Below are 22,286 nucleotides of genomic sequence, written 5' to 3'. Positions count from 1 at the left end.
CGGCCACAGGCCCTCGGGCCTGTCAGCACGCCCTATGGCCTGGCCCGGCCAGGGCGGCGCTCCGCCGCCGCCGGCGGGTCGGGGGTCAGCGTCCCGGGGCCGAGCGAGTCGGGCTGCGGGATCTCGCGGAGGTCGAACTCATCCATCTTGACCGGGAGTTGTTCGATCACGGCGGCCAGGGCCGGAGGCAGCTGGGGCGCCAGGCCGCGGTGGCAGCGGGCCAGGATGTCGCGGCGCACGGCGTCCGGCAGCAGCGGCTGGCTGGAGCGCAGCGGCCGCGGCGGCGGGGAGGCCTCGGCCAGCTCCGCGCGCTCGGCCAGGTCGCGGGACCAGGCCTGCCAGTAGTCGGCGTCGCTCAGCTCGCCCAGGTGCAGGTGGTGCAGGTGCAGGCAGTAGGCGGAGATCCGGCTGCCGGAGCCGGCGGCGAAGCGCCACCAGAACTCGGCCCCGTCGATCCGGCCGGTGGCGTACAGCAGCGCGGCGAACACCTCGGCGCCCTCGGGCTGGATCTGCTGACTGTTGACCAGCAGGTCCAGGCCGCTGGCCGCCTCCGGTGCGTCCAGCACCAGCGCGACCACCAGGCCGAGCTCGAACCGGGCCTGCTCGTGCTCGGAGTGCAGGTTGACCGGGGCCGCGGTCAGGCGGGCCTCGCGGGCGGTGGCGATCCGCTCGTCGTACGGGCGCGGCGGCGCCGGCACCACCAGCGGGCCGGCGCTCGCCGCCGCGTCCGCGCCGGGCCGTGCGCCCCGGTCCGGCGCCGCGGGCTCGGGCGGCTCGGCCGGGTCCAGGCCCAGCCAGCTCTCCAGCGCCTGCGGTTCGCCCGGGCTCCGGTGCGGGCCGCTCATCGCTCGGCCCTGCGATCCGGCAGGTCGGCGATCCCCAGCCGGCGCGCCAGGCGCTCGCGGGCGTGCCGCAGGCTGGAGCGGACGGTCTCCACCGGCCGGTCGAGATAGGCGGCGATCTCCTGGTCGTCCAGGTCCAGGACGTAGCGCAGGATCACCGCGTCGCGCTGGCGGTCGGGCAGCGCCAGGATCGAGCTGTAGAGCCCGATCTGGTCCTCCTCGGTCCGCAGGCTGTCGCCCGCCAGCTCCTTGAACCCGCCGATCACCGCCGCGAAGGTGGTGGCCTCGACGGCCAGCGCGTCCTCGTCCCAGGACCAGGAGTGCAGATGGGACTTGAGCAGCCGCCAGGCGTAGGCGGCCGGCAGCGGGTGGCGCAGCGCGTGCGACCACTGCTCGGCGAGGTCGGTGCGCATCGCCGTGACCACCAGCTCGGCGTCCGCGCGGTTGCCGATCCTGGTGCGGGCGAAGGCGAGCCAGGCCCGCCCGTGGATCTCGCAGAAGACCTGGTAGGACAGACGCAGCCGGGCACTGGCCGCGTCCTTGCCGGTGCTGTCCACCGCCTGCCCTCCCTGGCGTCCAGCGGTCTGGCCGCCCCTGTCGAACGTCATGGGTCCTGCCTTTGTCGGTCGTCGGCGCGGCCGGGCCGCTGCGGGAAGCCTCGGTCATACCCTCGCGGACCTATGGAACCAGAATGGACACGCTCTGGTGCAAGACAAGAACAGTTTGTGATGCTCAGACAGTCCTACAGTCCGAGAACTGGTCGGGCATCCCACTCTGACATATTGTCATATGCTTTTGGCACAAGCCTCCTTGGGGCCCCCGGTCCTGATGGTTGCGGCGCTCGGTCCCGGGAACCATGATGATCGGATCATGACGGAACGTCCGTCCGCGCTCACCTGGGGGGAAGCCGATGACCGACTACGACGGGGTCAACCTGGAACTGCACCGGGCGCACTCGGCCCGGATGTACGACTACTTCCTCGGCGGGGTCACCAACTTCGCGGCCGACCGGGAGGCCGCGGGCAAGGCCAAGGCGGTCATGCCGTGGATCGAGACCACGGCCCGGATCAACCGCGCCTTCATGCACCGCTCCACCCGCGCGCTGGCCGAGGCCGGAATCGACCAGTTCCTCGACGTCGGCACCGGTATCCCCACCTCGCCCAACCTGCACGAGGTCGCCCAGCAGGTGAACCCGGGGGCCACGGTCGTCTATGCCGACAACGACCCGATCGTGCTCGCGCACGCCAAGGCGCTGCTGGTCGGCACGCCCGAGGGGCGCACCGCTTACCTCCAGGCCGATGTGACCGATCCGGCCACGTTGCTCGACTCGGCCGAGCTGCGCGAGGTGCTCGACTTCTCCCGGCCGATCGGGCTGAGCCTCAACGCGCTGCTGCACTTCGTGCCCGACGAGCTGGGGACCTACGAGATCGTCGAGCACTTCAAGAGTGTGCTCGTCCCCGGCAGCACGCTCACGATGACCCATGTGACCTCGGACTTCGCGCCCACCGAGATCGCCCGCCTGGTGGAGATCTACCAGGCGGCCGGCACTCCGCTGCAGTCGCGCAGCGAGCAGGAGTTCACCCGGTTCTTCAGCGGCTGGGACGTGGTGGCGCCCGGTGTGGTGCCCACCCAGCGCTGGCGTCCGGGCACCCCCGAGGTGGCGGCGGCCAGCGACGTCGAGTCCTCGGTCTACGCCGCAGTGGCGCTCAAGCCCTGACGGTGCGTCCGCGGGGTCGGCGGTTCTCCGGCCCCGGCCGGCGCAGGGCCCGGAACGCGCCGGTCCGGTGCGGTCGGCAACCCGCCGACCGCACCGGACCCCCGGGGCGCGTGCGTCAGGCCGCCCCGGCCGCCGCAGGTGCGGCCGCCGCCGGCTCGCGTAGCGGGAAGTGGCAGGCGGCCAGGTGGTCGCCCGCACCGAAGGCCACCAGCGGCGGCTCGGTGCTCGCGCACAGGTCCTGCGCCGCCGCGCAGCGGGTGCGGAACCGGCAGCCGGACGGCGGGTCGATCGCGGACGGCAGCTCGCCGGCCACGCCCTGGCTGCTCTTGGCCTTCTCCAGCACCGGGTCGGCCACCGGGACGGTGTCCAGCAGACCGCGGGTGTAGTGGTGCACGGGGGAGGAGTAGACCGACTCCGCCGGGCCGACCTCCACCAGTTTGCCCAGGTACATCACGCCGATCCGGTCGGCCAGGTACCGCACCACCGACAGGTCGTGCGAGATGAACAGGTAGGACAGCCCGAACTCGCCGCGCAGGTCGCTCATCAGGTTGAGCACCTGGGACTGGATCGAGACGTCCAGCGCCGAGACCGGCTCGTCGGCCACGATCAGCCGCGGCTGCAGCACCAGCGCCCGGGCCAGCCCGATGCGTTGGCGCTGCCCGCCGGAGAACTCGTGCGGGTAGCGCTCCAGCGCGCTGGACGGCAGGCCGACCACGTCGAGGATCTCGCGCAGCCGCTTGTCCCGCTCGCTGTGGCTGCCGACCCGGTGGATGTCCAGCGGCTCGCGCATGATCGTGCGCACGGTCATCCGCGGGTTCATCGCCGCGTACGAGTCCTGGAACATCAACTGCAGTTCGCGGCGCAGCCGGCGGCGTTCCGGGCGCGCGGCCCGGGTCAGGTCCTTGCCGTCGAAGAGCAACTGGCCGCTGGTGGGCGCCTCCAGGCCGACGATGAGCTTGCCGAGGGTGGTCTTGCCGCAGCCGGACTCGCCGACCACGCCCACCGTCTCGCCGTGACGCACCGTCAGCGAAACGTCCGCCACCGCGCTGACCGCGCCCACCGCCCGTCGCAGCAGCAGGCCCGAGGTGATCGGGTACTCCTTGACCAGGTTGGCCACCCGCAGCAGCGGCTCGCCCTCGGCACCGTCGAGTTCGCGCACCGTCCTGGTCCGCTCGGTGGCCTGCGCCACCGCCTCCCGCGGCAGCGCGGCGGCCTCGCCGCTCTCCGGCGCGCCGACCGGATGGAAGCAGGCGAAGCGGTGTGCGGGCACCTCGCCGCCGAGCGGCGGCTCGGTGCTGCGGCACTCCTCGGTGGCGTAGCGGCAGCGCGGGGCGAACCGGCAGCCGGCCGGCGGCCGGGTCAGGTCCGGCGGCAGGCCGGGGATCGAGTACAGCCGTTCCCCGGACTCCGCGCCGCGCTCCGGCAGCGAGGCGAACAGCGCCTCGGTGTACGGGTGGCGCGGGTTGGCGTAGAGCGTCTCGGTGTCGGCGGTCTCCACCACCTTGCCCGCGTACATCACCGCGATCTGGTCGGCCCGGCCCGCGATCACCCCGAGGTCGTGGGTGACCAGGATGACGGCCATGCCCAGCCGGTGCTTCAACTGGTCGATCAGCTCCAGGATCTGCTTCTGGATGGTGACGTCCAGCGCCGTGGTCGGCTCGTCGGCGATCAGCAGCTTGGGCTCGTTGGCCAGCGCCATCGCGATCATGGCGCGCTGGCGCATCCCGCCGGAGAGCTCGTGCGGATAGGCGAGCGCGCGCTGCGCGGGACTGGGCATCCCCACCAGCGAGAGCGCCTCCACGGCGCGTTCGTGCGCCTCCTTGCGGGAGGCGTGGCGGTGGATCCGCACCGACTCGGAGATCTGCTTGCCGATGGTCATGGTCGGGTTCAGCGAGGTGGCCGGATCCTGGAAGATCATGCCGATCTCGTTGCCCCGGACGTGGTCCATCGCCGCGTCGTCCAGTTTCAGCAGGTCGCGCCCGTCCAGCAGCACCTGGCCGCCGACCACGTCACCGCCGTTGGGCAGCAGTTGCATGATCGACATGGCGGTCATGGTCTTGCCGCACCCCGACTCGCCGACGATGCCGAGGGTCTGCCCGGCATCGACGCGCAGGCTGACCCCGTCCAGTGCGTGCACCACCGAGCGCTTGAGCCGGATCTCGGTGCGCAGGTCGGTCAGTTCTAGAAGGGCCACGGCTCACCGCTTCTGTAGACGGGTCTCGAAGGCGTCGCGCAGGGCGTCGCCGATCACGTTGAAGCACAGGATGATCAGGATGATCACGACGGCCGGCGGATAGATCATCCACCAGTACCCCTGGCTGGCGAAGGTGGTGCCGATGTCGAGCATGCCGCCCAGGTCGTTGTTGGGCGCCTGCAGACCCAGGCCGATGTAGCTCAGGGTGGAGAGCGCGAAGACCGCGTCGGCGATCGAGAACGTGGTGTTGACGATCGTGGTGCCGATGGTGTTCGGCAGGATGTGCCGCAGCACGATCCGGCCGCCGTTCGCGCCCATCATTCGGGAGGCGGAGACGTAGTCGCGGACCTTGAGGGTCAGCGCCTCGCCGCGCACCAGACGGGTGATGCCGAACCAGGAGGTGAAGCCCACCTCCATGATCAGCATCGTCTTGCTCTTGCCGTAGACGCCGCTCAGGTAGATCAGCAGGAAGATCAGCGGGAAGGACATCAGCGAGTCGATCACGCGCATCATCAGCGCGTCGATCCAGCCGCCCAGGTAGCCGGCGATCGCGCCGTAGAGGGCGCCCGCCACCGCGGCGATCAGACCGGCGGCCAGACCGATCTCCATGCTGGTCTGCCCGCCGACCATCATCTTGCCGAGCTCGTCGATGCCGTCGTTGTCGGTGCCCAGCGGGTGTCCGGTACCGGGCGGCTGGGTGACGGCGTGCAGGTCGACCACGGTGGTGTTCGAGTGGTAGAAGAGCGGGCCCAGGAAGCAGAACCCGACGATGACCACCAGGATGCTCACCGCGGCCAGCGCCAGCTTGTTCTCCGCGAAGACCTCCCAGCCGCGCCGCAGCATCGAGCGGGGCCGCTCGATGGGCTCGGTGCCGGGCGCGGGGACCGGAGTGTCTGACGCCGTGTCAGTTGTCGTTGTCATCAGGCGAGCCTCACTCGGGGATCGAGCACGGCGTAGCTGAGGTCGGCGATCAGCGAACCGACGACCGTGACCACCGCGGTCAGCAGGGTTGCCGCCAGGGTGATGCTGTAGTCGTTCTGCTGGGCCGCGCGGGTGGTCAGCAGGCCGATCCCCTGGATGTTGAAGACGTACTCGACGATCAGCGAGCCGCCCACCAGGACCGGCAGCGACAGGCCCACCAGGGTGACCATCGGGATCAGCGCGTTGCGCAGCACGTGGGCGTAGAGGGTGCGCCGGCTGGAGGCGCCCTTGGCCTTGGCGGTGCGCACGTACTCCTGGGTGATCTGGTCCAGCACCCCCGAGCGCATGTAGCGGCTGTAGCCGGCCACCGTCGTGATGGTCAGGGTCAGCACCGGCAGCACGACCGCCTCGGGGTTGCTCAGCGCGTCGCCGAAGGTGGAGACCTGGTTCTGCACCGAGACCCACTTCAGGTCGTCCTCGAACCACTGCTGGATCAGGAAGCCGAGGAAGAAGGTCGGGACCCCGTAGGCCACGAAGGAGAAGACCGTGAAGCCGTGGTCCAGCGCGCTGTTGCGCTTGATCGCCTGCGCCATGCCGACCGGCACGGCGATCAGCAGGGCCAGGACCAGCGCGGCGCCGACGATGAAGGCGGAGGCGCCCAGTGCGTTGAACAGCAGGTCGGAGACCGGGCGTTGCTGGGCGTAGTCGAAGCCCAGGTTGCCGTGCAGCAGGCCGTCGAGCCAGTTCCAGTACTGCACGTAGACGGGGCGGTCCAGGCCCATCTGGTGGGTGAGGTGTTGGATGGTGGTCGGGGTGGCGCGTGCGCCGAGGATCGCTCGCACCGGGCCACCCGGCATGAGTTGCATCAGGCCGAAGGAGATGACGGTGACCATGAACACCGTGACCAGGGCCTGGAACAACCGACGGACGAGGTAGGCCGTCACTGCGACCCCCCGAAAAACAGGGGGGCCGCAGCGGGCAGTTCAGCGGTCAGAGTCATTTGGTGTAGTACCAGTACTCCGGCTCGTAACCCTGGAACGGGTCACCCGCGTCGATGTGCAGGTTCTTGCTCACCTCGCCGGCCGCCAGCAGGTTGGGGTTGTAGATCACCGGCTGGTCGTTGGCGATGTAGTCCTCGTAGGCGTACATGTCGTTCACGTCGTTGCTCGTGGTGACCTTGGCCGCGAGCGCGTCGAGCTTCGGGTCGGAGAAGCCCCAGATGTTCGGGCCGGCGCCGGTGGCGAAGAGCGCGTCGCCGGTCGGGTAGTAGTCGGGGTTGAAGACCCAGCCGCCGTAGAGCAGCGCCTGCCACTGGCAGCCCGCGGGCTGCGACGGGGAGCAGGCCACGCCCTCGTTGCCGATGGTGTTCTGCGCCTGGCTGACCGTGTTGATGCTGATCCCGGCCTTGGCCGCGTCCGAGCGCATGTCGGCCGCCATGGTGTCCAGGGCCGGCTCGCCGGAGGGGTAGTCCAGGGTGAAGGCGGCCTTGGTGCCCGCGGCGATGCCGGCGCCGCACTGGCTGTCGCCGGTGCCCGGCGAGGTGCACACGGCCGGGGACTGGCTGGTGTCCCAACCGTGGCTGGTCAGCGCCTGCTTGGCGGCCGAGGGGTCGTAGTTGACCTGCTCGGAGGCGCTCTTGGGCGACAGGGGGTTGCCGGACGGCTGGGAGGGCACCGCGCCGGTGGTCGGGTAGGCCCAGCCCTTGTAGATGCCGTTGATGATGCCCTGCTGGTCGACGGTCTGCTGCAGGGCCTTGGTGAAGTAGGACTGCTTGAAGAGCGGGCCCACGTTCGGGTTGGCGAAGTTGATCTGGTAGTACGAGATCGAGTCCAGGTAGGTCGGCGCCGGGATGTAGTAGCCCTGGCCGCTCAGCGGGTTGCCCGCGTCCGGGTTCTTGGCGTTGTACTGCGGGGTGTCCTGGGCCGGGAGGTAGCCGACGTTGATCGCGTTGGCGCCCGAGCTGCCGGCCTGCAGGTCCGCGAACTCCTTGGTGTCCGAGGTGTAGGGGACGAAGTCCACCTCGTCCAGGTAGGGCTTCTGCGGGCCCGAGTAAGTGGCATTGGGCGCCATGGCGTAGGCGCCGGAGGTGCCGTCGTAGCTCTTGAGCTTCCACGGGCCGTCGACCACGGACCAGAGCGGGCTGCCGACGTAGCTGCTGCCCTTGGTCGACTCACCGCTGAGGTAGGCGTAGTCGGCGGCGCAGTCGCTCTTCATCGCGTCCGAACCGTAGGTGTCCGTCGCGCACTTGCCCTGCTTGCCCGCGCCGGTGACGTCCCAGGCGAGCGGCATCGGGACGATCTGGCTGAGCTCGTTGTCCAGGAACCAGGTCTGGTTCACCTGGGTGTTCAGGGTCAGCGTCAGGGTCTGGCCGGAGGCGGTGGCCGAGGCGATGTTGTCCGGGAAGTACTTGGCACCGATCGCGGGGTTGGGCGGCGTGTAGTTGCCGCTGTTGCTGGTCTCCGCCGCCGACATGTTCACCCAGAACAGCGCGTCCTGGGCGGTGACGGTCTCACCGTTGGACCACTTCCAGTCCTTGAGCTGGATGGTGACCGTGTTCCCGTCCGCGCTCCAGCTGGGCGTCTGGCCGATCGACACGTCGGGGTCGAGCGAGATCTTGTCGTTCAGGCCCCAGTAGTACAGCGGGCGGTACATGAGCTGCTGGAACTGGGTGGTGTTCACCGTGGATTCCTGCGGAGCGGTGTCGAACGGCCAGATGGCGTTCGGGAAGGCGGAGGGCGTTTCGGCCACGCGCACCACGCCGCCCTGCTTCGGCGTCCCGGTGGGGCCGTTCGCGTTGTTGCCGCCACCGCCGCTGCCCCCACACGCGGCCGTGGTCGCAAGTGCCGCGATCAGCACCGCGGCCTTGGAGAGCCTGCGTGGCCCCACGGATTTCCTCATTGCGTGACACGCCCCTTATCCCCTTGGACATCAGCGGGTTGCCGCCCTGCGCGTCCGGCCGGGTCTCGGCGGGCGCGAGGTGATGTCTCCTCATAAATGGTTTGCTGCCGTGCGGTTGAGCGAAGTACAACTGACCCGGAGGGCCTGGTGCTCGCCGTGCTGGGCTGTGCGAGGTGCGAGTACGTACGGGCGCGTGCGCTGTCCCGGCGACGGGTCGCCCCCAGGTTCGAGGGCGCAGGCCGCCATCGGCCAAACAGCTGATGCGCCGTCAAGCCGCAGTGCCGCGAGTCGGGTACGACCGATCGTAGGCGTCGCAGCCCGGACTCCTCGCGGGCCCGATACTGCTGAGCCTGATCGCGAGTTGTGCTACCTAGTTAGACCGATTTCCGAACCGGAGAGAAGAGGCCGGAAGGACACGGCTGGTCACGTTTCCATCAAGGAGTGGACCATGAACCGGAACCTGCGGCGCCTGGCGTGAGCATGCCGGATGGCTGTCCCGCTCGCCATCCGGGCCTTGATCAGGTCGTCTTCACTGGTGGATCGTCCAGGGCCGGGGTGGATCACTGGTGCGGTGCACCACTGCCCGCCATCCGGACGCGTTGCTTCAATCCTTTCATCGATCTGGTGGAGGACGGTGAAGAGCGTGGACCTGAACACGGTGCTGGAGGTGCGCGATGCCCGCAGCCGCGGGGTGTGGCGGCCCGGTGATGCCTGGCTCGGTGGTGGGACCTATCTGTTCTCGGAGCCGCAGCCGCAGCTGCGCCGGCTGATCGACCTGAGCCGCACCGGCTGGCCGCCGCTGCGCATGACCGCCGAGGGCGACCTGGAGATCGCCGCGACCTGCACCATCGCGCAGCTGTCCCGGTATGCCGCGCAAGCGGGTTGGGCGGCCGCGCCGCTCTTCGAGCAGTGCTGCCGGGCCTTCCTCGCCTCGTGGAAGATCTGGAACATGGCCACCGTCGGCGGTAACCTGTGCAACTCGCTGCCCGCCGGGCCGATGATCTCGTTGACCGCGGCGCTGGACGGGCGCTGCCGGCTGCTCTCCCAGGGCGGCGGGGTGCGCGAGGTGCCGGTCGCGGACTTCGTCACCGGGGCGGGGCGCAACGTGCTGCGCCCCGGCGAGCTGCTGCGTGCGGTGACGCTGCCTGCCCGCGCGCTGGCCGCGCGCACCGCCTTCCGGCAGGCGTCGCTGTACGGGCTCGGCCGGTCCGGCGCGTTGCTGATCGGGGCGCTCGAACCGCCCGCGGCCTCCGGCCGTCACGGCATCCTGACGCTCACCGTCACCGCTGCCACCGTGCGTCCGATCCAGCTGCGGTTCCCGGTGCCGCCCAACGCCCGCGCGGTGCGCGAGGCGGTGGAGAACGCCGTCGAGCCGGGCGAGTACTTCGACGACATCCATGGACTCCCGGCCTGGCGACGCCACATGACGCTGCGTTATGCCGAGGAGATCCGCACCGAGTTGGGCGGGGAGGAGGATCGATGAGCTTCTCGATCCGGGTCAACGAGCAGTCGTTCGACAACGATCCGCGCCCCGGTCAGTGCCTGCGCACCTATCTGCGCGAGCGCGGCTGGTTCGGGGTGAAGAAGGGGTGCGACGCCGGGGACTGCGGCGCCTGCACCGTCCAGGTGGACGGCGAGCCGGTGCACAGCTGCCTCTATCCGGCGGTACGGGCCGACGGCCGCTCGGTGACCACCGTGGAGGGGCTGGCCGAGGACGGCGAGCTGCATCCGATGCAGCGCAGGTTCCTGGACGCGCAGGGCTTCCAGTGCGGTTTCTGCACGGCCGGCTTCCTGATGACCAGCTCGGCCCTGACGGAAGATCAGCTGACCGACCTGCCAAGGGCCTTGAAGGGAAACCTGTGCCGCTGCACCGGGTACCGGGCGATCGAGGACGCGATCCGCGGCGTCACGCACACCGAGCAGCCCTGCGCCGGGCAGGCGGTGGGCCGCAACCTGGGCGCGCCGGCCGGCCCGCAGGTGGTCACCGGAACCGCCCGCTACACCTTCGACCTCGAAGTCGAGGGCCTGCTGCACATGAAGCTGCTGCGCTCCCCGCACCCGCACGCCAGGATCGTCTCGATCGACACCTCGGCCGCACTGCGGGTGCCCGGGGTGCACGCCGTCCTCACCCACCGCGACGCCCCCGAGCGCCTCTACTCCTCGGCCCGGCACGAGCACCCCACCGAGGACCCGGACGACACCCGGGTGCTGGACGACGTGGTCCGCTTCGCCGGGCAACGGGTGGCCGCCGTGGTCGCCGACAGCGAGGGCGCCGCCGAGGAGGGCTGCCGGCGGATCGTCGTGGAGTACGAGCGACTCCCGCACGTCATCGACCCGGAGCTCGCGATGGCCCCCGGCGCGCCGGTGCTGCATCCCAAGGGCCCCGAGTCGAGGATCGCCCGCGCCGAGGCCAATGTGTGCGGCGAGGTGCACGGCGAGACCGGCAGCGTCGAGCAGGGCATCGCGGCGGCCGACCTGGTCTACGAGGAGACCTTCCGCACCCAGCGGGTGCAGCACGCCAGCCTGGAGACGCACGGCTGCGTGGTGTACTTCGAGCAGGACGAGGAGGGCACCGAGCGGATCGTGGTCCGCTCCAGCACCCAGGTGCCGTTCCTGACCCGGCGCGCCCTGTGCGACCTCTACGACCTGCCGCAGGAGTACGTCCGGGTGGTCGCGGGCCGGGTCGGCGGCGGGTTCGGCGGCAAGCAGGAGATGCTCACCGAGGACATCGCGGTGCTGGCCGCGCTGAAACTGCACCGCCCGGTGAAGCTGGAGTTCACCCGTGCCGAACAGTTCCACGGTGCCACCACCCGGCACCCGTTCACCATCGGGTTCAAGGCGGGGGCCACCAGGGCAGGGGTTCTGACGGCCCTTCAGCTGAGAGTGGTTGCCAACACGGGCGCCTACGGCAACCACGGCCCGGCCGTGATGTTCCACAGCGTCGGGGAGTCGATGGCCGTCTACCGGGCCCCGCACAAGAAGGTCGACGCCTACTCCGTCTACACCAACTGCGTGCCGGCCGGGGCCTTCCGCGGCTACGGCCTGGGCCAGGTGACCTTCGCCGTGGAGTCGGCGATGGACGAGATGGCGCGCCGGCTGGGCATCGACCCGCTGGTCTTCCGCGAGCGCAACATCATCGGCCCGGGCGAGCCGATGGTCAGCCCGGGCGGCGAGGAGGAGGACCTGCACATCGCCAGCTACGGCCTGGACCAGTGCCTGGGGGTGGTCCGCCGGGCCGTCGCCGAGGACCGCAGCACCGCCGACGCCCCCGAGGGCTGGCTGGTGGGCCACGGCGCCGCGCTGTCGATGATCGCCACCGGGCCGCCCGGCGGCCACTTCGCCGACGCCACCGTCAAGCTGCTGGAGGACGGCGGCTACGACATCGCGGTCGGCACCGCCGAGTTCGGCAACGGCACCACCACCGTGCACAAGCAGATCACCGCGGGCGCGCTGGGCACCACCGTCGACCGGATCACCATCCGGCAGTCGGACACCGACGTGGTCCGGCACGACACCGGCGCGTTCGGCTCGGCGGGCACGGTGGTGGCGGGCAAGGCGGTGATGAAGGCCGCGAACGCGCTGGCCGAGCGGATCCTCAGCTTCGCCGCCGAACACGCCCGCACCCCGCGCGCCCTGTGCCGGCTGCTGGCCGACGCGGTGGACTGCGAGGGGCGCCCGGTCACGCTCAAGGAGCTCTTCGAGGCCGCGCGCGAGCAGGGCGTGGCGCTCTCCGCGGACGGCCACTGGGGCGGCTCGCCGCGCTCGGTGGCGTTCAACGCCCAGTGGTTCAGCCTGGCCGTCGACCCCGACAGCGGGGAGATCAGGATCCTGCGCAGTGTGCACGCGGCCGACGCGGGCAAGGTGATGAACCCCATGCAGTGCCGCGGCCAGGTGGAGGGCGGCGTCGCGCAGGCGCTCGGTGCCACGCTCTTCGAACAGGTCCTGGTGGACGAGGCCGGCCAGGTCACCACCGCCGCGTTCCGTCGCTACCGGCTGCCGGCCTACGCGGACGTGCCGCGCACCGAGGTGCACTTCATGGAGACCTCCGACGCGATCGGGCCGCTGGGCGCCAAGTCGATGAGCGAGAGCCCGTTCAACCCGGTCGCACCCGCCTTCGCCAATGCGCTGCGCGACGCCACCGGAGTGCGGTTCACCGAGGTGCCGTTGCTGCGGGACCGGGTCTGGCAGGCGCTCGCCGAGCGGCGCGACCGGCCGTGACGCCGCACGCGCCCGCCCGGCCCGCGGTCTCAGTGCCCGAGCAGCGCGGCGAAGTCGGTGCCCAGGTTGGCCACCTTGGTGAGGTCGCCCAGGTCGGAGACGGCGCCGACCGGAATGCTGTAGGTGTGCTCCTGCTTGGACGGCGCCGGGTAGTTCGGGTCGCCGGCGGTCGCCGCGGCCGCGCCGCCGACGGCGGCGAGCACGGCGGTGCCGAGCAGGAGGGTGGTGACGGTGATTCGGGCGGCGGTGCGCATCGGGCCTCCGTGGTCAGGGACGGGCTGACCTGATCAACCGTCGGCGGCGCCGCAGGTTACGGGCGTGCCGCGGGGTACGACCGGCCGGTCGTACCCCGCGCTCTGTCCGGTGGTGGCGCGAATCAGCTGATCGGATGGGGCGAGTCGCCGGCCAGCAGCATCTGCGGCACCTGCGTGAAGCGCCAGCCGGTGCCGTCGGCGGTCAGCACCCAGACCACGTCGAACCGGTTGTCCGGCCAGTCGGTGGGCGGCGCCGGGGTGATGGTGCCGAGGCCGGCGAGGATGGCCGCGATGCTCTCGTGCTCCCAGGCGACCAGCTGGGGGCCGCTGGTGGCCAGCAGCGCCGCCGCGAGACCGGCCTCGTCGCCCTTGGCGTACCGGGTGTCGAGGGTCAGTCCGAGGGCCGCGGTGAGCGGGGTGGCGGTCTCGGCCGGGCGCTTGCTGCCGCCGGTGGTCGGGTCGGCCGCGTAGACCGTGGCGGGCCGGGTCAGGCCCGTCGGTACCGGCGCAGCCGCCCCGCCGGCGGTCCGCGGTGCGAAGAGCGAGATCAGCGCGCCGGCCCGGGTCCAGCCCTGGACGGTCAGCGACTCGGAGTCCTTCTTGCCCTGGTCGGTGACGCCGTCCGGGGCGCCGGAGCCGGTGGGCTTCTCGGCATGACGGATGATCATGATCACACTGGAGGCGTCGGCGGGTCTGGCGGGGGAGACCGCGGCGGCCTGGACGGCCCGGGTGGACCGGTGCTTGGGACTCTTCGTCTCCTCGGCGCCGCAGGCGCCCAGGGCGGGCACCGCGGCGGTGGCGAGGATGCCGAGGACGGCGCGACGGGCCGTCATGATGTTCTTCACCATTCTCCGAACGTCCTGTCCGATCACGGGGTGGCGGAGACTGCTGCCATTGCTGACAAGGTACTGAGCGAACCTGTGGATCGGATGAGAGCGGTGGGCGCAGCCCGTCGTACAGGCCCTATGCTGCCTCCCATGCGCGATCGAGCCCCGGACCAGCCCGAGGCGCTCCTGCCCGCCCCGGCGGACGAGGAGCGCCTGACCGTGCGCGTCACCTGCCGCGGCTGCGGCCGGGTGCTGCACGACCCCGAGTCCCGGATGCTGCGCCTGGGTCCCGGCTGCCGGCACCCCGCCGAGCCGGTGCGGCGCCACGAGGTCGACCAGGACACGCTGCCGGGCCTGTGAGGGCCAGGGCCTGACGGTCTGCCCGGCAGGCGCTAGCGCAGTCGCGGGTCGCAGGCGTCCCGGACGGCGTCGCCGAGCACCATGAAGCTCAGCACGGTGGCCGACAGGAAGAGTGCGGGAAACAGCAGCAGGTGCGGGAAGTCGAGGAAGTAGGCCTGCGCGGCGTTGAGTTCGAGCCCCCAGGAGACCGCCGGGTACTGCAGCCCGACGCCCAGGAAGTCCAGCGTCGCCTCGCCCGAGATGACGTTCCCGACGCCCAGCATCGCGACCACCAGCACCGGTGTCACCGCGTTGGGCAGGATGTGGCGGAGCATCAGACGGCCTCCGCCTGCGCCGGTGGCCCGCGCGGCCCGGACGTAGTCGGCCTCCTTCACCCCGATCACCTGGGCGCGCATCACCCGGGTCATGGTCGTCCAGCCGAGCACCACCAGCACCAGCGTCATGGCACCGAGCCCGTGGTCGGGGAAGGCCACCAGCACGACGGTGGCGCCGAGCACGAACGGCAGGCCGAAGAAGACGTCGGCGATCCGGGAGACCAGCCCGTCCACCCAGCCGCCGTAGAAGCCGGCCAGCAGCCCGAGCAGCACCGACAGGGCCAGCGCCCCGGCCGTCACCGCGAGGCCGATGAGCAGCGAGGGGCGGCTGCCGCGCACCGTCTGGGCGAGGTAGTCGCAGCCCTGCACATCGAAGCCGAACGGGTGCGAGAGGCTCGGCCCGACCCGGGAGTCGGCCAGCTCGCAGCGCCCGGTGTCGTGCGTCAGCAGCGCGATGAACGGGTCGGGGAAGGCCGCCATCAGGGCGACCAGCAGCAGCACCGCGGCGGCGGCCAGCGTGCCGGGACGGGCGCCGAGCACCGGCAGGGCGCGGGCCCGGAGCCGGGCCCGGGTGCGGGTCCCGCCCAGGCCGCCGGCCCGCTCGCGGCCTGCTCGGCCGGCGGGCGGCGGCGGCTCCTGGGGGCCGGGCGGCGCGGTCACGGGCGGGGGACTAGTCATGCCGGATCCTCGGGTCGAGCAGGCCGTACAGCAGGTCGACGGCCAGGTTGGCCAGGCAGAAGACCAGCACCAGCACGGTGGTGATGCCCACCACGGTGGGGCCCTCGCGCAGTTGGATGGCCTGGAAGACCTGCTGGCCGATGCCCGGCAGGTTGAAGATGTACTCGGTGACCACCGCCCCGGCCAGCAGCGAGCCCAGCTCGATCCCGAGGAAGGTCACCACCGGCACCAGCGAGTTGCGCAGCGCGTGCACCACCACCGTCCGGCGCCGGGACAGCCCCTTGGCGGTCGCCGTGCGCACGTAGTCGGCGCCCAGGCTCTCCAGTACCGAGGAGCGGGTGAGCCGGGCCACGTAGCCGGCGCCGAAGCAGGCCAGCACCAGGCCGGGCAGCAGGTAGGCACCCGGCCAGCCCGCCTCCGCGCCGGCCACCGGGAACCAGCCGAGCCGGACGCCGAGCACCAGTTGGGCGAGGTAGCCGAGGATGTAGACGGGTACGGCGGCGGCCAGCGTGGTGCCGCCGAGCACCGCGCGGTCGGCCCAGCGGCCGCGGCGCAGCGCGGCCCAGACGCCGAGGCCGATGCCCAGCACCGTCTCCAGGAACCAGGCGGTCAGGCCCAGGCGCAGGGTGACCAGCCAGTGCCCGGCGAGTGCGTCGGCCACCGGCTCCCCGGTGAAGGTCCGGCCGAGGTCGCCGCTGAGCAGGCCGCGCAGGTAGCGGGCGTACTGCACGAAGAGCGGGTCGTCGAGGTGGTAGCGCCGGTGCAGCTCGGCGACGACGGAGGGGGAGATCGGCCGGTCCCCGGCCAGCGCCTGGATCGGGTCGCCGGGCAGCACGAAGACGAGGGTGTGGATCAGGAAGGTGGTGGCCAGCAGGACGGGGATGGCGTACAGCAGGCGGCGGGCGAGGTAACGACCCATCGGGCAGGGCCCCTTGGTTCGGACGGCTGGGGAGTCTGGGCGGGAAGTGGTCAGTGCCGCACGGTCACCTGCTCCAGGTGCAGGCCCGCCACGTAGGGGTCGAACAGGACGTTGCCCACCCGGCTGCTCCAGGCGCTCTGGTCCTGCCAGTTCCACAGCGGGATCAGCGGCAGCTGCTGCAGCGCGAGGTCCTCTGCCTGCTGGTAGTAGGCGATGCCCTGGGCGGCGCTGGGGGCCGCGTCGCCGCGCGCGAGCAGGTCGTCGAAGGCGGGGCTGCTCCAGCCGGGGCGGTTGCCGTGGCCGAGCAGCCCGGCCAGGTAGTCCTGCTCGCTCGGGTAGTCGGCGACCCAGTTCTGCCGGTAAGGGCCGGTGGCCTTGCGGCTGTTGAGGATCGGTGCGAGGTCGGCGCCAGGCATGGTGCGGAACGCGACGTCCCGGATGCCGAGGTTCTGGCGCAGCTCGTTGGCCACCGCGGTCATCCACTGCAGGTAGCTGGGGTCGGAGTTGGCGAAGTACAGTTCGAGCCGTCCGCTGAAGCCGCCCGCCTGCCGGAGCAGCTCCCGTGCTCTGTCCGGCTGGTAGTCGCAGCTCTCGCCGCAGGCGCCGGCCCGGTGGCCCGGGATGGTGACGCCCACCAGCGAGTCGGCGGGCAGGTACACCTCGTTGTAGATGGCCCGGGTGATGCCCCGGCGGTCGATCGCCATCGACAGTGCCCGGCGGAGCTCGGGCTTGGCGTAGCGCGGATCCCACAGCGGCAGTCCGAGGTAGTCCATGGTGCCGCCGGGGCGCACGGCGTAGTGGTGGCCGAAGGTGCGCCGGGCCTCGTAGGCCCGGGCGGCGGGCACGTTGGTGACGAAGTCCACGTGCCCGGCGCTCAGTTCGGTGTATGCGGTGTCGGTGCTGGTGAAGATCTTGAAGTGGACGCCGTCGGCCATCGGCGGCCGGGGCCCGGTGTAGGCGGCGGCCCGGCGCAGGTCGATCCGCTGGTTGCGCTGCCAGTCGCCGGCCATCTCGAAGGGGCCGTTGCCGACCGGGTGCAGGTCGAAGTGGTCCGGGTCGCTGAACGCGGCCTGCGGCAGCGGGGCGAAGGCGGGGAACGCGAGCAGCATCGGGAACTGGCTGAACGGGGCCTTGAGGGTGACCCGCAGGGTGCTGTCGTCCAGCACGGTCAGGCCGCTCAGGTGCCGGCTCGCGGGCGGGCGGCCGTCGGTGGGGTTCAGCGCGTCGTAGCCCTCGATCTGGGCGAAGTAGGAGTTGGCGTCCCAGCCGTCCGGGCCGTAGGCGGCGGCCTCCCAGGCGGCGGCGAAGCTGTGGGCGGTGACCCGTTCGCCGTTGTGGAAGACGCCGTCCGGGCGCAGCGCGACGGTCCAGACCCGCTGGTCGTCACTGGTCACCGAGCGGGCCGCGAGCGGGACGGGGTGGCCGTCGTGCGGGTCCAGGGCGAGCGGGGTGTCGAACAGGCCCTCCAGGACCTGCAGTGCGTAGCTGCTGGTGGTGCGGCCCGGGGTCAGGTGGTCGGGCTCGGTCAGCGCGACGGAGTACGAGCCGCCCGGGACGGCCGGCACGGGCCGGTCGTCGTCGGCGCTGCCGCGCGCGCAGCCGGTGGCGGTCGCGGCGAGCAGCGCGAGGGCGGCAAGGGAGTGTCCGGCCAGCGCCACCGCGCTCCGGCGGAGCATCAGCATCGGCCCGCTGCCGCGCAGTCGCTCTCCCAGTCGTGGGCGATGCCCGGCGGGAGGCGCCGGGGGGTCGGTCCGGGGCCGGCGGCAGCGGCCGACGCATCGGTGCCGGCGAGCTGGGCGGCGAAGGCGTCGAGCACCGGACGCGGGCTCTCGCCCGTGAAGTCGTCGAGCAGCACGGCGAAGGCGAGGGTCCGCCCGTCCGCCCGGTCCAGGTAGCCGGCCAGCGCCTCCACGCCCGTCATCGACCCGGTCTTCGCGTGCACCCGCCCCTCGGCCGGGGTGCCGCGCATCCGGCCGCTCAGCGTGCCGCCGACCATCCGGCGCGGATCACCGGCCACCGGCAGCGCGTCGTACCAGGCCGCGAACCACGGCTGCTGCCGGGCGAAGTGCAGCAGCGCGGTCAGGTTCCGGGCGGTCGTCAGGTCCTTGCGGGACAGGCCGGAGCCGTCGGCCTGGCGAGTGCTGGCAGCGGTCAGACCGGCGCGCCGGGAGAAGTCCGCCAGCTGGGCGAGCCCTGCGGTCCAGCTGCCCGAGCCGGACCGCACCCGGCCGACCTCCTTGACCAGGTGTTCGGCGATCCCGTTGTTGCTCAGCTTGAGGAAGGGCGGCAGCAGTGCGGTGAGCGGCACCGAGTCGTGCTCGGCCAGCACGGCCGCGCCGCCCGGCGCCGGCTGCTCGCGCACCTCGCCGCGCACCGTGACCCCGTGCCGGGCCAGGGCCGCACGGAAGACGGTGCCGGCGAGCCGGGCCGGGTCGGTGACGGCGACCCACTCCTCGGTCGGCCCCGCGTCGGCCGGCAGGGTGCCGGAGAGCACGATCTCGTTGCCGCCCGGGCGCCGGTCCGCCTCGGCGGTGGTCTCACCGCCCGGTGCCCCGGTGTCGACGTGGCCGCTCAGGCGCACCGGCGCCTCGGCCGGGGTGACCCGCACCGCCGCCGGGTGGCCGGGCGCCGGGTCGGGGGTCAGGGTGAGCCGCACGCTGCCCACGTCGTCGTCGGCGTCGGTGGTGAGGGTGAGGGCGGAGATCTCCGGACTGTAGTAGGCGCCCTGGTCGTCCCAGGCCCAGCCGGCGCCGAGCGGAACGTCGTCGTAGCGCGAGGCATCGGCCAGGACGTCGCCCGACACTTCGCCGATCCCGGCGGCGGCGACCCGTGCCGCCAACGCGTCCAGGTCGGCCGGCAGCAGGCTGGGATCGCCGCCGCCGCGCAGCACCAGGTCGCCGGTCAGCACGGTGCCGGTGCGCCGGCCCGCAGCGAGCACGGTGGTGGTGAACCGGTGGTCCGGGCCGAGCAGGTCGAGCGCCGCCGCCGCCGTCACGGTCTTGAGCGTGGAAGCGGGCAGCAACTGGGCGTCGGGGGAGTGCTGGTAGAGCACCTCGCCGGTGGTCGCGTCGGTGACCAGCGCGGAGACCGCGGTGCCGGTCAGGCGGCGGTCGGCGAGCAGCCGGTCGAGTGCGGTGGCGGCGAGCGGTGCGGGGCTGGCGGGTGCCGCCTCGACCGCCCGCGGTGCGGTCCCGGGGGCCGGGCCCGACCCGGTCAGCAGCAGGGCGACGAGGGCGGCGGCCAGGGCACGCCCCAGGACAGGCCCTTGCGGCGCGGCCGACCGCCGCGGCGGGATGCAACGCACGGCGCCTCCAGGGCGGGCGGGCTGAGGGTGGGGCGGCCGGAGCCGGGCCGCGGTTCGCGACCCGGGCTGCTGCCCGGCCAACCACCCCACCTTCGCGCCGACCGACCGCCGGTGGCGGTTGTTGACACGCGCGCGCCGAGAAATCGCCCGCACGGCGCACAGGGTGACAGCTCATCAGTTCGACGGCGGTGCTGTCAGCCCGATTCGCGGGAGCGCTGGGCCGGCACCCTCGCGGCCGTCGTCTCCGGTGCCGAGCGCCGCCGGGCCCGGGAGCCGCCGCGTCCGCTCGCGGCGCGGCGGGCACGGCGGGAGCGGCGGCGGGCGAGGGCTGCCCGCAGCACGATGACGAGCAGGGCCGCGAGCAGGGCCGCCGCCATCACCGGGAACGCGTGCACCACCCAGCGCGCGGCGGCAGTGGCCAGCGCGCTGCCGTGGAGGCTGTCGTGGTGCTCGAGGTACTGCGCCCCCGACGCCACCGCCAGCACGATGACCGGAGCGCTGGTGCTCACCCACCACCAGCCCGCCCGGCTGCTCAGCGCGGCGGCGAGGGCCGCGCCGAGCACCGCGCAGACGGCGAACACCGGACCGGGCCCCGAGCGGGTCAGTTCGTCCACCAGTGCTCCGCACACGGGCAGTCCCAGGGCCGGCAGCGCGCTGGGCACCCGGCCTCGGCCCGACCTGGACCGGTGACCGGCTCGGGGGCCGGACTCGGCTTCAACTGCCGGACTCTGGCGATCCGTCAGCTGCTCGGACGGCGGCGGCCCGCCGACGGCGGCCACGCGATCAGTCCACGCAGGCGAGCGAGCCCGCCTGCGGCGTCGCACCGGCTCTGCCCGCGAGGCCCGCGGCATCCCCGCCGCCCCCGCCCCCGCCCCCGCCGCCGGTGTCCGGTGATCCCGTCCCCGTCCCCGTCCCCGTCCCCGCTGCCGTCTGCGGCGCGGCGAACCGCGCCTGGACGAACGCCTTCGCCGCCACTGGGTCGACCATGCTCACTTCCATTCCTCGTACCGTCTCGATTCCCTCGCTCGGCAGCGTGCTGTAACTCACGTCACCGCCGGTCAGGTTGGGCACCTGCCGGAGGAAGTCCAGGACACTCCACCGGTCGTCGATCACCACGTCGTCGTGCACCGCGGCCAGCAGCGACTGCAGCTTTCCGAGGTCGGCGAAGACACCGGCGTTCGCCAGCGTGCTGCGCAGCGACGCGAGGAAGGCCTGCTGACGGCGGATCCGGTCCAGGTCGCCGGCCGGCAGCCCGTGCCGCTGGCGGACGAAGGCGAGCGCCTGCGCCGGGCCCAGCGCGTTGATGCCTGCCTCGAGGTGGGCGCCCGACCCCTGTCCCTGGACCGACGGGTCCGAGACGGCGTGGTTGAGGCAGACCTGCACCGGGCCGATCGCCTCGACGATGTCGTAGAAGCTCGCCAGGTCGACCTCGGCGAAGTGGTCGATCCGCACGCCCAGCAGGTTCTGCACGGTGGCCAGCGTGGCGACCCGTCCGGCCTCGCGGCTCTGCTGCTCCAGCTGGCCCGCGGAGAGCCCGTGGCCGGTCAACTCGGCCTGGGCGGTGGCCATCGCGATGCCGTAGGCGCCCGCGATCCGGTCCATCGGGCCCTTCGCGTCGCCGGTGCCGCTCGTGCCGTCCACCCCGTAGGTCTGCACGTAGTCGTCGCGCGGGATGGAGACTCCGCTCACTCGCCCCCCGTCGGCCGGGATGTGCAGCAGGAGGAGGGTGTCGGTGTTGTAGCCGCCCGCCGCGCTGCTGCCGGCGTGCAGTTGATCCCGGACGAACGGCGCGGGCAGGTCGTTGCCGGCCAGGTCCTTGCGGCTGTCCAGGCCGATCAGCAGCAGGTTGACGGACTTGTCGGCCGGAGCGGTCACCGTCGGTGAGCTCTGCGCCGTCAGGTCCAGTGCCCGTGAGGTGGTGACCGGCGGGGTGCGGAGCTCGTTCACGAGCAGTCCGCCCGCCGTGGCCAGCGCGAGGGCCAGCGCCGCGCCGGTCAGCGCGATCCGCCGGCGCCGGCGCCGGGCCCGGCCGCGGGCCACGCCGCCGGCGATCATCGCCTCGGTCCTGACCGGCACCGTGTCGGCCGCGCGCTTGAAGATCTCGACGAGTTCGTCGGCGGACGGTGGTTCCGGCGTCGGATCGGTGGCCATGGTGTGCGATCGCTCTCTCTGCGGGCCGTGCGGTCGGCCGGTGCGGGGGGACGTGGGGTGGTGGTGGGGTGGTCGATGGGGGGTGCGCGTCAGCGGGCCGCGAGTTCGAACAGCGAGTCGCCGAGCAGCCCGCGCAGCTTGACCAGGGCCCGGCTGCTGCGCACCCGCACCGCACCGGAGCTGACCCGCAGGATCTCCGCGGTCTCCTCCACGCTGCGGTCCTCCCAGTAGCGCAGCACCAGGACCGCCCGGTCGGTGGGCTGGAGCTGGGCGAGCGCGTCGAGCAGCGCCACCCGCAACGTCGGGTCGGCCTCCTCGCCCGCCAGCTCGGGGAACTGGTGGGTGGGCCACTCGGTGCTGCTGCGCCGCCGCCGGTGCGACAGGAAGGTGCGGACCAGCACCTGCTGCGCGTAGGCGGCCGGATTGTCGATCTGCCCGCGCTGTCCGCGCCAGGACGTCCGGTGCCAGAGCGTGTACATCCGGCCGAGGGTCTCCTGCAGCAGGTCCTCGGCGAGGTGGCTGTCGCCGCCGGTGAGGAAGTAGGCGGAGCGGTACAGCTGCCCGGTGCGCCCGTTCGCGAACTCCAGGAACCCGGCGTCCACGCCCTCCCGCGCACCGCTGCTCTTGCCCAGCGCCACTCCTCGTACCCCCGCATCGATGATGTTCAGCTCTAAGACGTGCCGGGGTGG

19 protein-coding genes are annotated in these 22,286 nt (G+C 72.4%); 4 read left to right on the top strand and 15 right to left on the bottom strand.

Annotated elements, in window-relative coordinates; genetic code table 11:
• Positions 1 to 32: 32 nt before the first annotated feature.
• Complete coding sequence (locus OG500_RS05795) at positions 33 to 845, bottom strand: glycoprotein (protein ID WP_329577322.1); 813 nt, start codon at positions 843 to 845, stop codon at positions 33 to 35.
• On the bottom strand, positions 842 to 1,450 hold the full coding sequence (locus tag OG500_RS05790; RefSeq protein WP_327065292.1) for an RNA polymerase sigma factor: 609 nt from the start codon (positions 1,448 to 1,450) through the stop codon (positions 842 to 844). Before OG500_RS05790 ends, OG500_RS05795 begins: the two co-directional genes overlap by 4 nt.
• A 302-nt stretch (positions 1,451 to 1,752) precedes the next feature.
• On the opposite strand from OG500_RS05790, the gene OG500_RS05785 reads away from it, so the two are divergent.
• Positions 1,753 to 2,559, top strand: coding sequence for an SAM-dependent methyltransferase (locus OG500_RS05785; RefSeq protein ID WP_329577318.1), 807 nt, complete (start codon positions 1,753 to 1,755; stop codon positions 2,557 to 2,559).
• A gap of 115 nt (positions 2,560 to 2,674) precedes the next feature.
• On the opposite strand, the gene OG500_RS05780 is transcribed toward OG500_RS05785, so the two are convergent.
• The 4 genes from OG500_RS05780 to OG500_RS05765 are packed head-to-tail and all read right to left on the bottom strand — an operon-like array spanning position 2,675 to position 8,560.
• Positions 2,675 to 4,753, bottom strand: coding sequence for an ABC transporter ATP-binding protein (locus tag OG500_RS05780; RefSeq protein ID WP_327065290.1), 2,079 nt, complete (start codon positions 4,751 to 4,753; stop codon positions 2,675 to 2,677).
• Between the two features lie 3 nt (positions 4,754 to 4,756).
• A complete protein-coding gene (locus OG500_RS05775) occupies positions 4,757 to 5,674 on the bottom strand; it encodes an ABC transporter permease (protein ID WP_327065289.1) in 918 nt (305 codons plus the stop codon).
• Positions 5,674 to 6,618: an ABC transporter permease gene (locus OG500_RS05770; RefSeq protein WP_327065288.1), complete on the bottom strand. Its 945-nt coding sequence runs from the start codon at positions 6,616 to 6,618 to the stop codon at positions 5,674 to 5,676. The genes OG500_RS05775 and OG500_RS05770 overlap by 1 nt, the downstream gene beginning before the upstream one ends.
• Before the next feature lie 52 nt (positions 6,619 to 6,670).
• The gene (locus OG500_RS05765; RefSeq protein ID WP_327065287.1) at positions 6,671 to 8,560 is read right to left on the bottom strand and encodes an ABC transporter substrate-binding protein; all 1,890 of its coding nucleotides are present in this window, start codon (positions 8,558 to 8,560) and stop codon (positions 6,671 to 6,673) included.
• Positions 8,561 to 9,215: 655 nt separating this feature from the next.
• On the opposite strand from OG500_RS05765, the gene OG500_RS05760 reads away from it, so the two are divergent.
• Positions 9,216 to 10,055 carry an FAD binding domain-containing protein gene (locus tag OG500_RS05760; RefSeq protein WP_329577312.1) on the top strand — a complete coding sequence of 280 codons (840 nt, stop codon included), beginning with the start codon at positions 9,216 to 9,218 and terminating at the stop codon, positions 10,053 to 10,055.
• Entirely contained in the window at positions 10,052 to 12,790 is a 2,739-nt protein-coding gene (locus OG500_RS05755) for a molybdopterin-dependent oxidoreductase (RefSeq protein WP_329577308.1), read from the top strand. The genes OG500_RS05760 and OG500_RS05755 overlap by 4 nt, the downstream gene beginning before the upstream one ends.
• Positions 12,791 to 12,819: 29 nt before the next feature.
• Here OG500_RS05755 and OG500_RS05750 read toward each other — a convergent pair whose 3' ends face one another.
• Both OG500_RS05750 and OG500_RS05745 read right to left on the bottom strand, forming a co-directional pair.
• A complete protein-coding gene (locus OG500_RS05750) occupies positions 12,820 to 13,044 on the bottom strand; it encodes a hypothetical protein (protein ID WP_329577305.1) in 225 nt (74 codons plus the stop codon).
• Between the two features lie 122 nt (positions 13,045 to 13,166).
• On the bottom strand, positions 13,167 to 13,892 hold the full coding sequence (locus tag OG500_RS05745; RefSeq protein WP_329577302.1) for a hypothetical protein: 726 nt from the start codon (positions 13,890 to 13,892) through the stop codon (positions 13,167 to 13,169).
• 129 nt (positions 13,893 to 14,021) lie between these two features.
• On the opposite strand from OG500_RS05745, the gene OG500_RS05740 reads away from it, so the two are divergent.
• Positions 14,022 to 14,231 carry a DUF6011 domain-containing protein gene (locus OG500_RS05740; RefSeq protein WP_327065282.1) on the top strand — a complete coding sequence of 70 codons (210 nt, stop codon included), beginning with the start codon at positions 14,022 to 14,024 and terminating at the stop codon, positions 14,229 to 14,231.
• 32 nt (positions 14,232 to 14,263) lie between these two features.
• Here the strand turns inward: OG500_RS05740 and OG500_RS05735 are convergent, their stop codons facing one another.
• From OG500_RS05735 to OG500_RS05705, 7 genes are all read right to left on the bottom strand, one after another.
• Positions 14,264 to 15,223, bottom strand: a complete 960-nt coding sequence (locus tag OG500_RS05735; protein WP_329577298.1) for an ABC transporter permease — start codon at positions 15,221 to 15,223, stop codon at positions 14,264 to 14,266.
• The gene (locus tag OG500_RS05730) at positions 15,216 to 16,142 is read right to left on the bottom strand and encodes an ABC transporter permease (RefSeq protein WP_327065276.1); all 927 of its coding nucleotides are present in this window, start codon (positions 16,140 to 16,142) and stop codon (positions 15,216 to 15,218) included. The genes OG500_RS05735 and OG500_RS05730 overlap by 8 nt, the downstream gene beginning before the upstream one ends.
• Positions 16,143 to 16,192: 50 nt before the next feature.
• Positions 16,193 to 17,824: a peptide ABC transporter substrate-binding protein gene (locus OG500_RS05725; RefSeq protein ID WP_327065275.1), complete on the bottom strand. Its 1,632-nt coding sequence runs from the start codon at positions 17,822 to 17,824 to the stop codon at positions 16,193 to 16,195.
• Entirely contained in the window at positions 17,818 to 19,446 is a 1,629-nt protein-coding gene (gene dacB / locus OG500_RS05720; RefSeq protein WP_329577295.1) for a D-alanyl-D-alanine carboxypeptidase/D-alanyl-D-alanine endopeptidase, read from the bottom strand. The genes OG500_RS05725 and dacB overlap by 7 nt, the downstream gene beginning before the upstream one ends.
• A 194-nt stretch (positions 19,447 to 19,640) precedes the next feature.
• Complete coding sequence (locus OG500_RS05715) at positions 19,641 to 20,297, bottom strand: DUF6542 domain-containing protein (protein WP_327065273.1); 657 nt, start codon at positions 20,295 to 20,297, stop codon at positions 19,641 to 19,643.
• The gene (locus OG500_RS05710) at positions 20,230 to 21,597 is read right to left on the bottom strand and encodes an LCP family protein (RefSeq protein ID WP_329577292.1); all 1,368 of its coding nucleotides are present in this window, start codon (positions 21,595 to 21,597) and stop codon (positions 20,230 to 20,232) included. Before OG500_RS05710 ends, OG500_RS05715 begins: the two co-directional genes overlap by 68 nt.
• Positions 21,598 to 21,686: 89 nt before the next feature.
• Positions 21,687 to 22,235, bottom strand: coding sequence for a SigE family RNA polymerase sigma factor (locus OG500_RS05705; RefSeq protein ID WP_327065271.1), 549 nt, complete (start codon positions 22,233 to 22,235; stop codon positions 21,687 to 21,689).
• Between the last annotated feature and the right edge of the window lie 51 nt (positions 22,236 to 22,286).

The sequence above is a fragment of the Kitasatospora sp. NBC_01250 genome (genome assembly GCF_036226465.1).
Classification (GTDB): domain Bacteria; phylum Actinomycetota; class Actinomycetes; order Streptomycetales; family Streptomycetaceae; genus Kitasatospora.
Note: the sequence above shows the minus strand (reverse complement) of the source record. Positions and strands in the feature narration are given on the sequence as shown.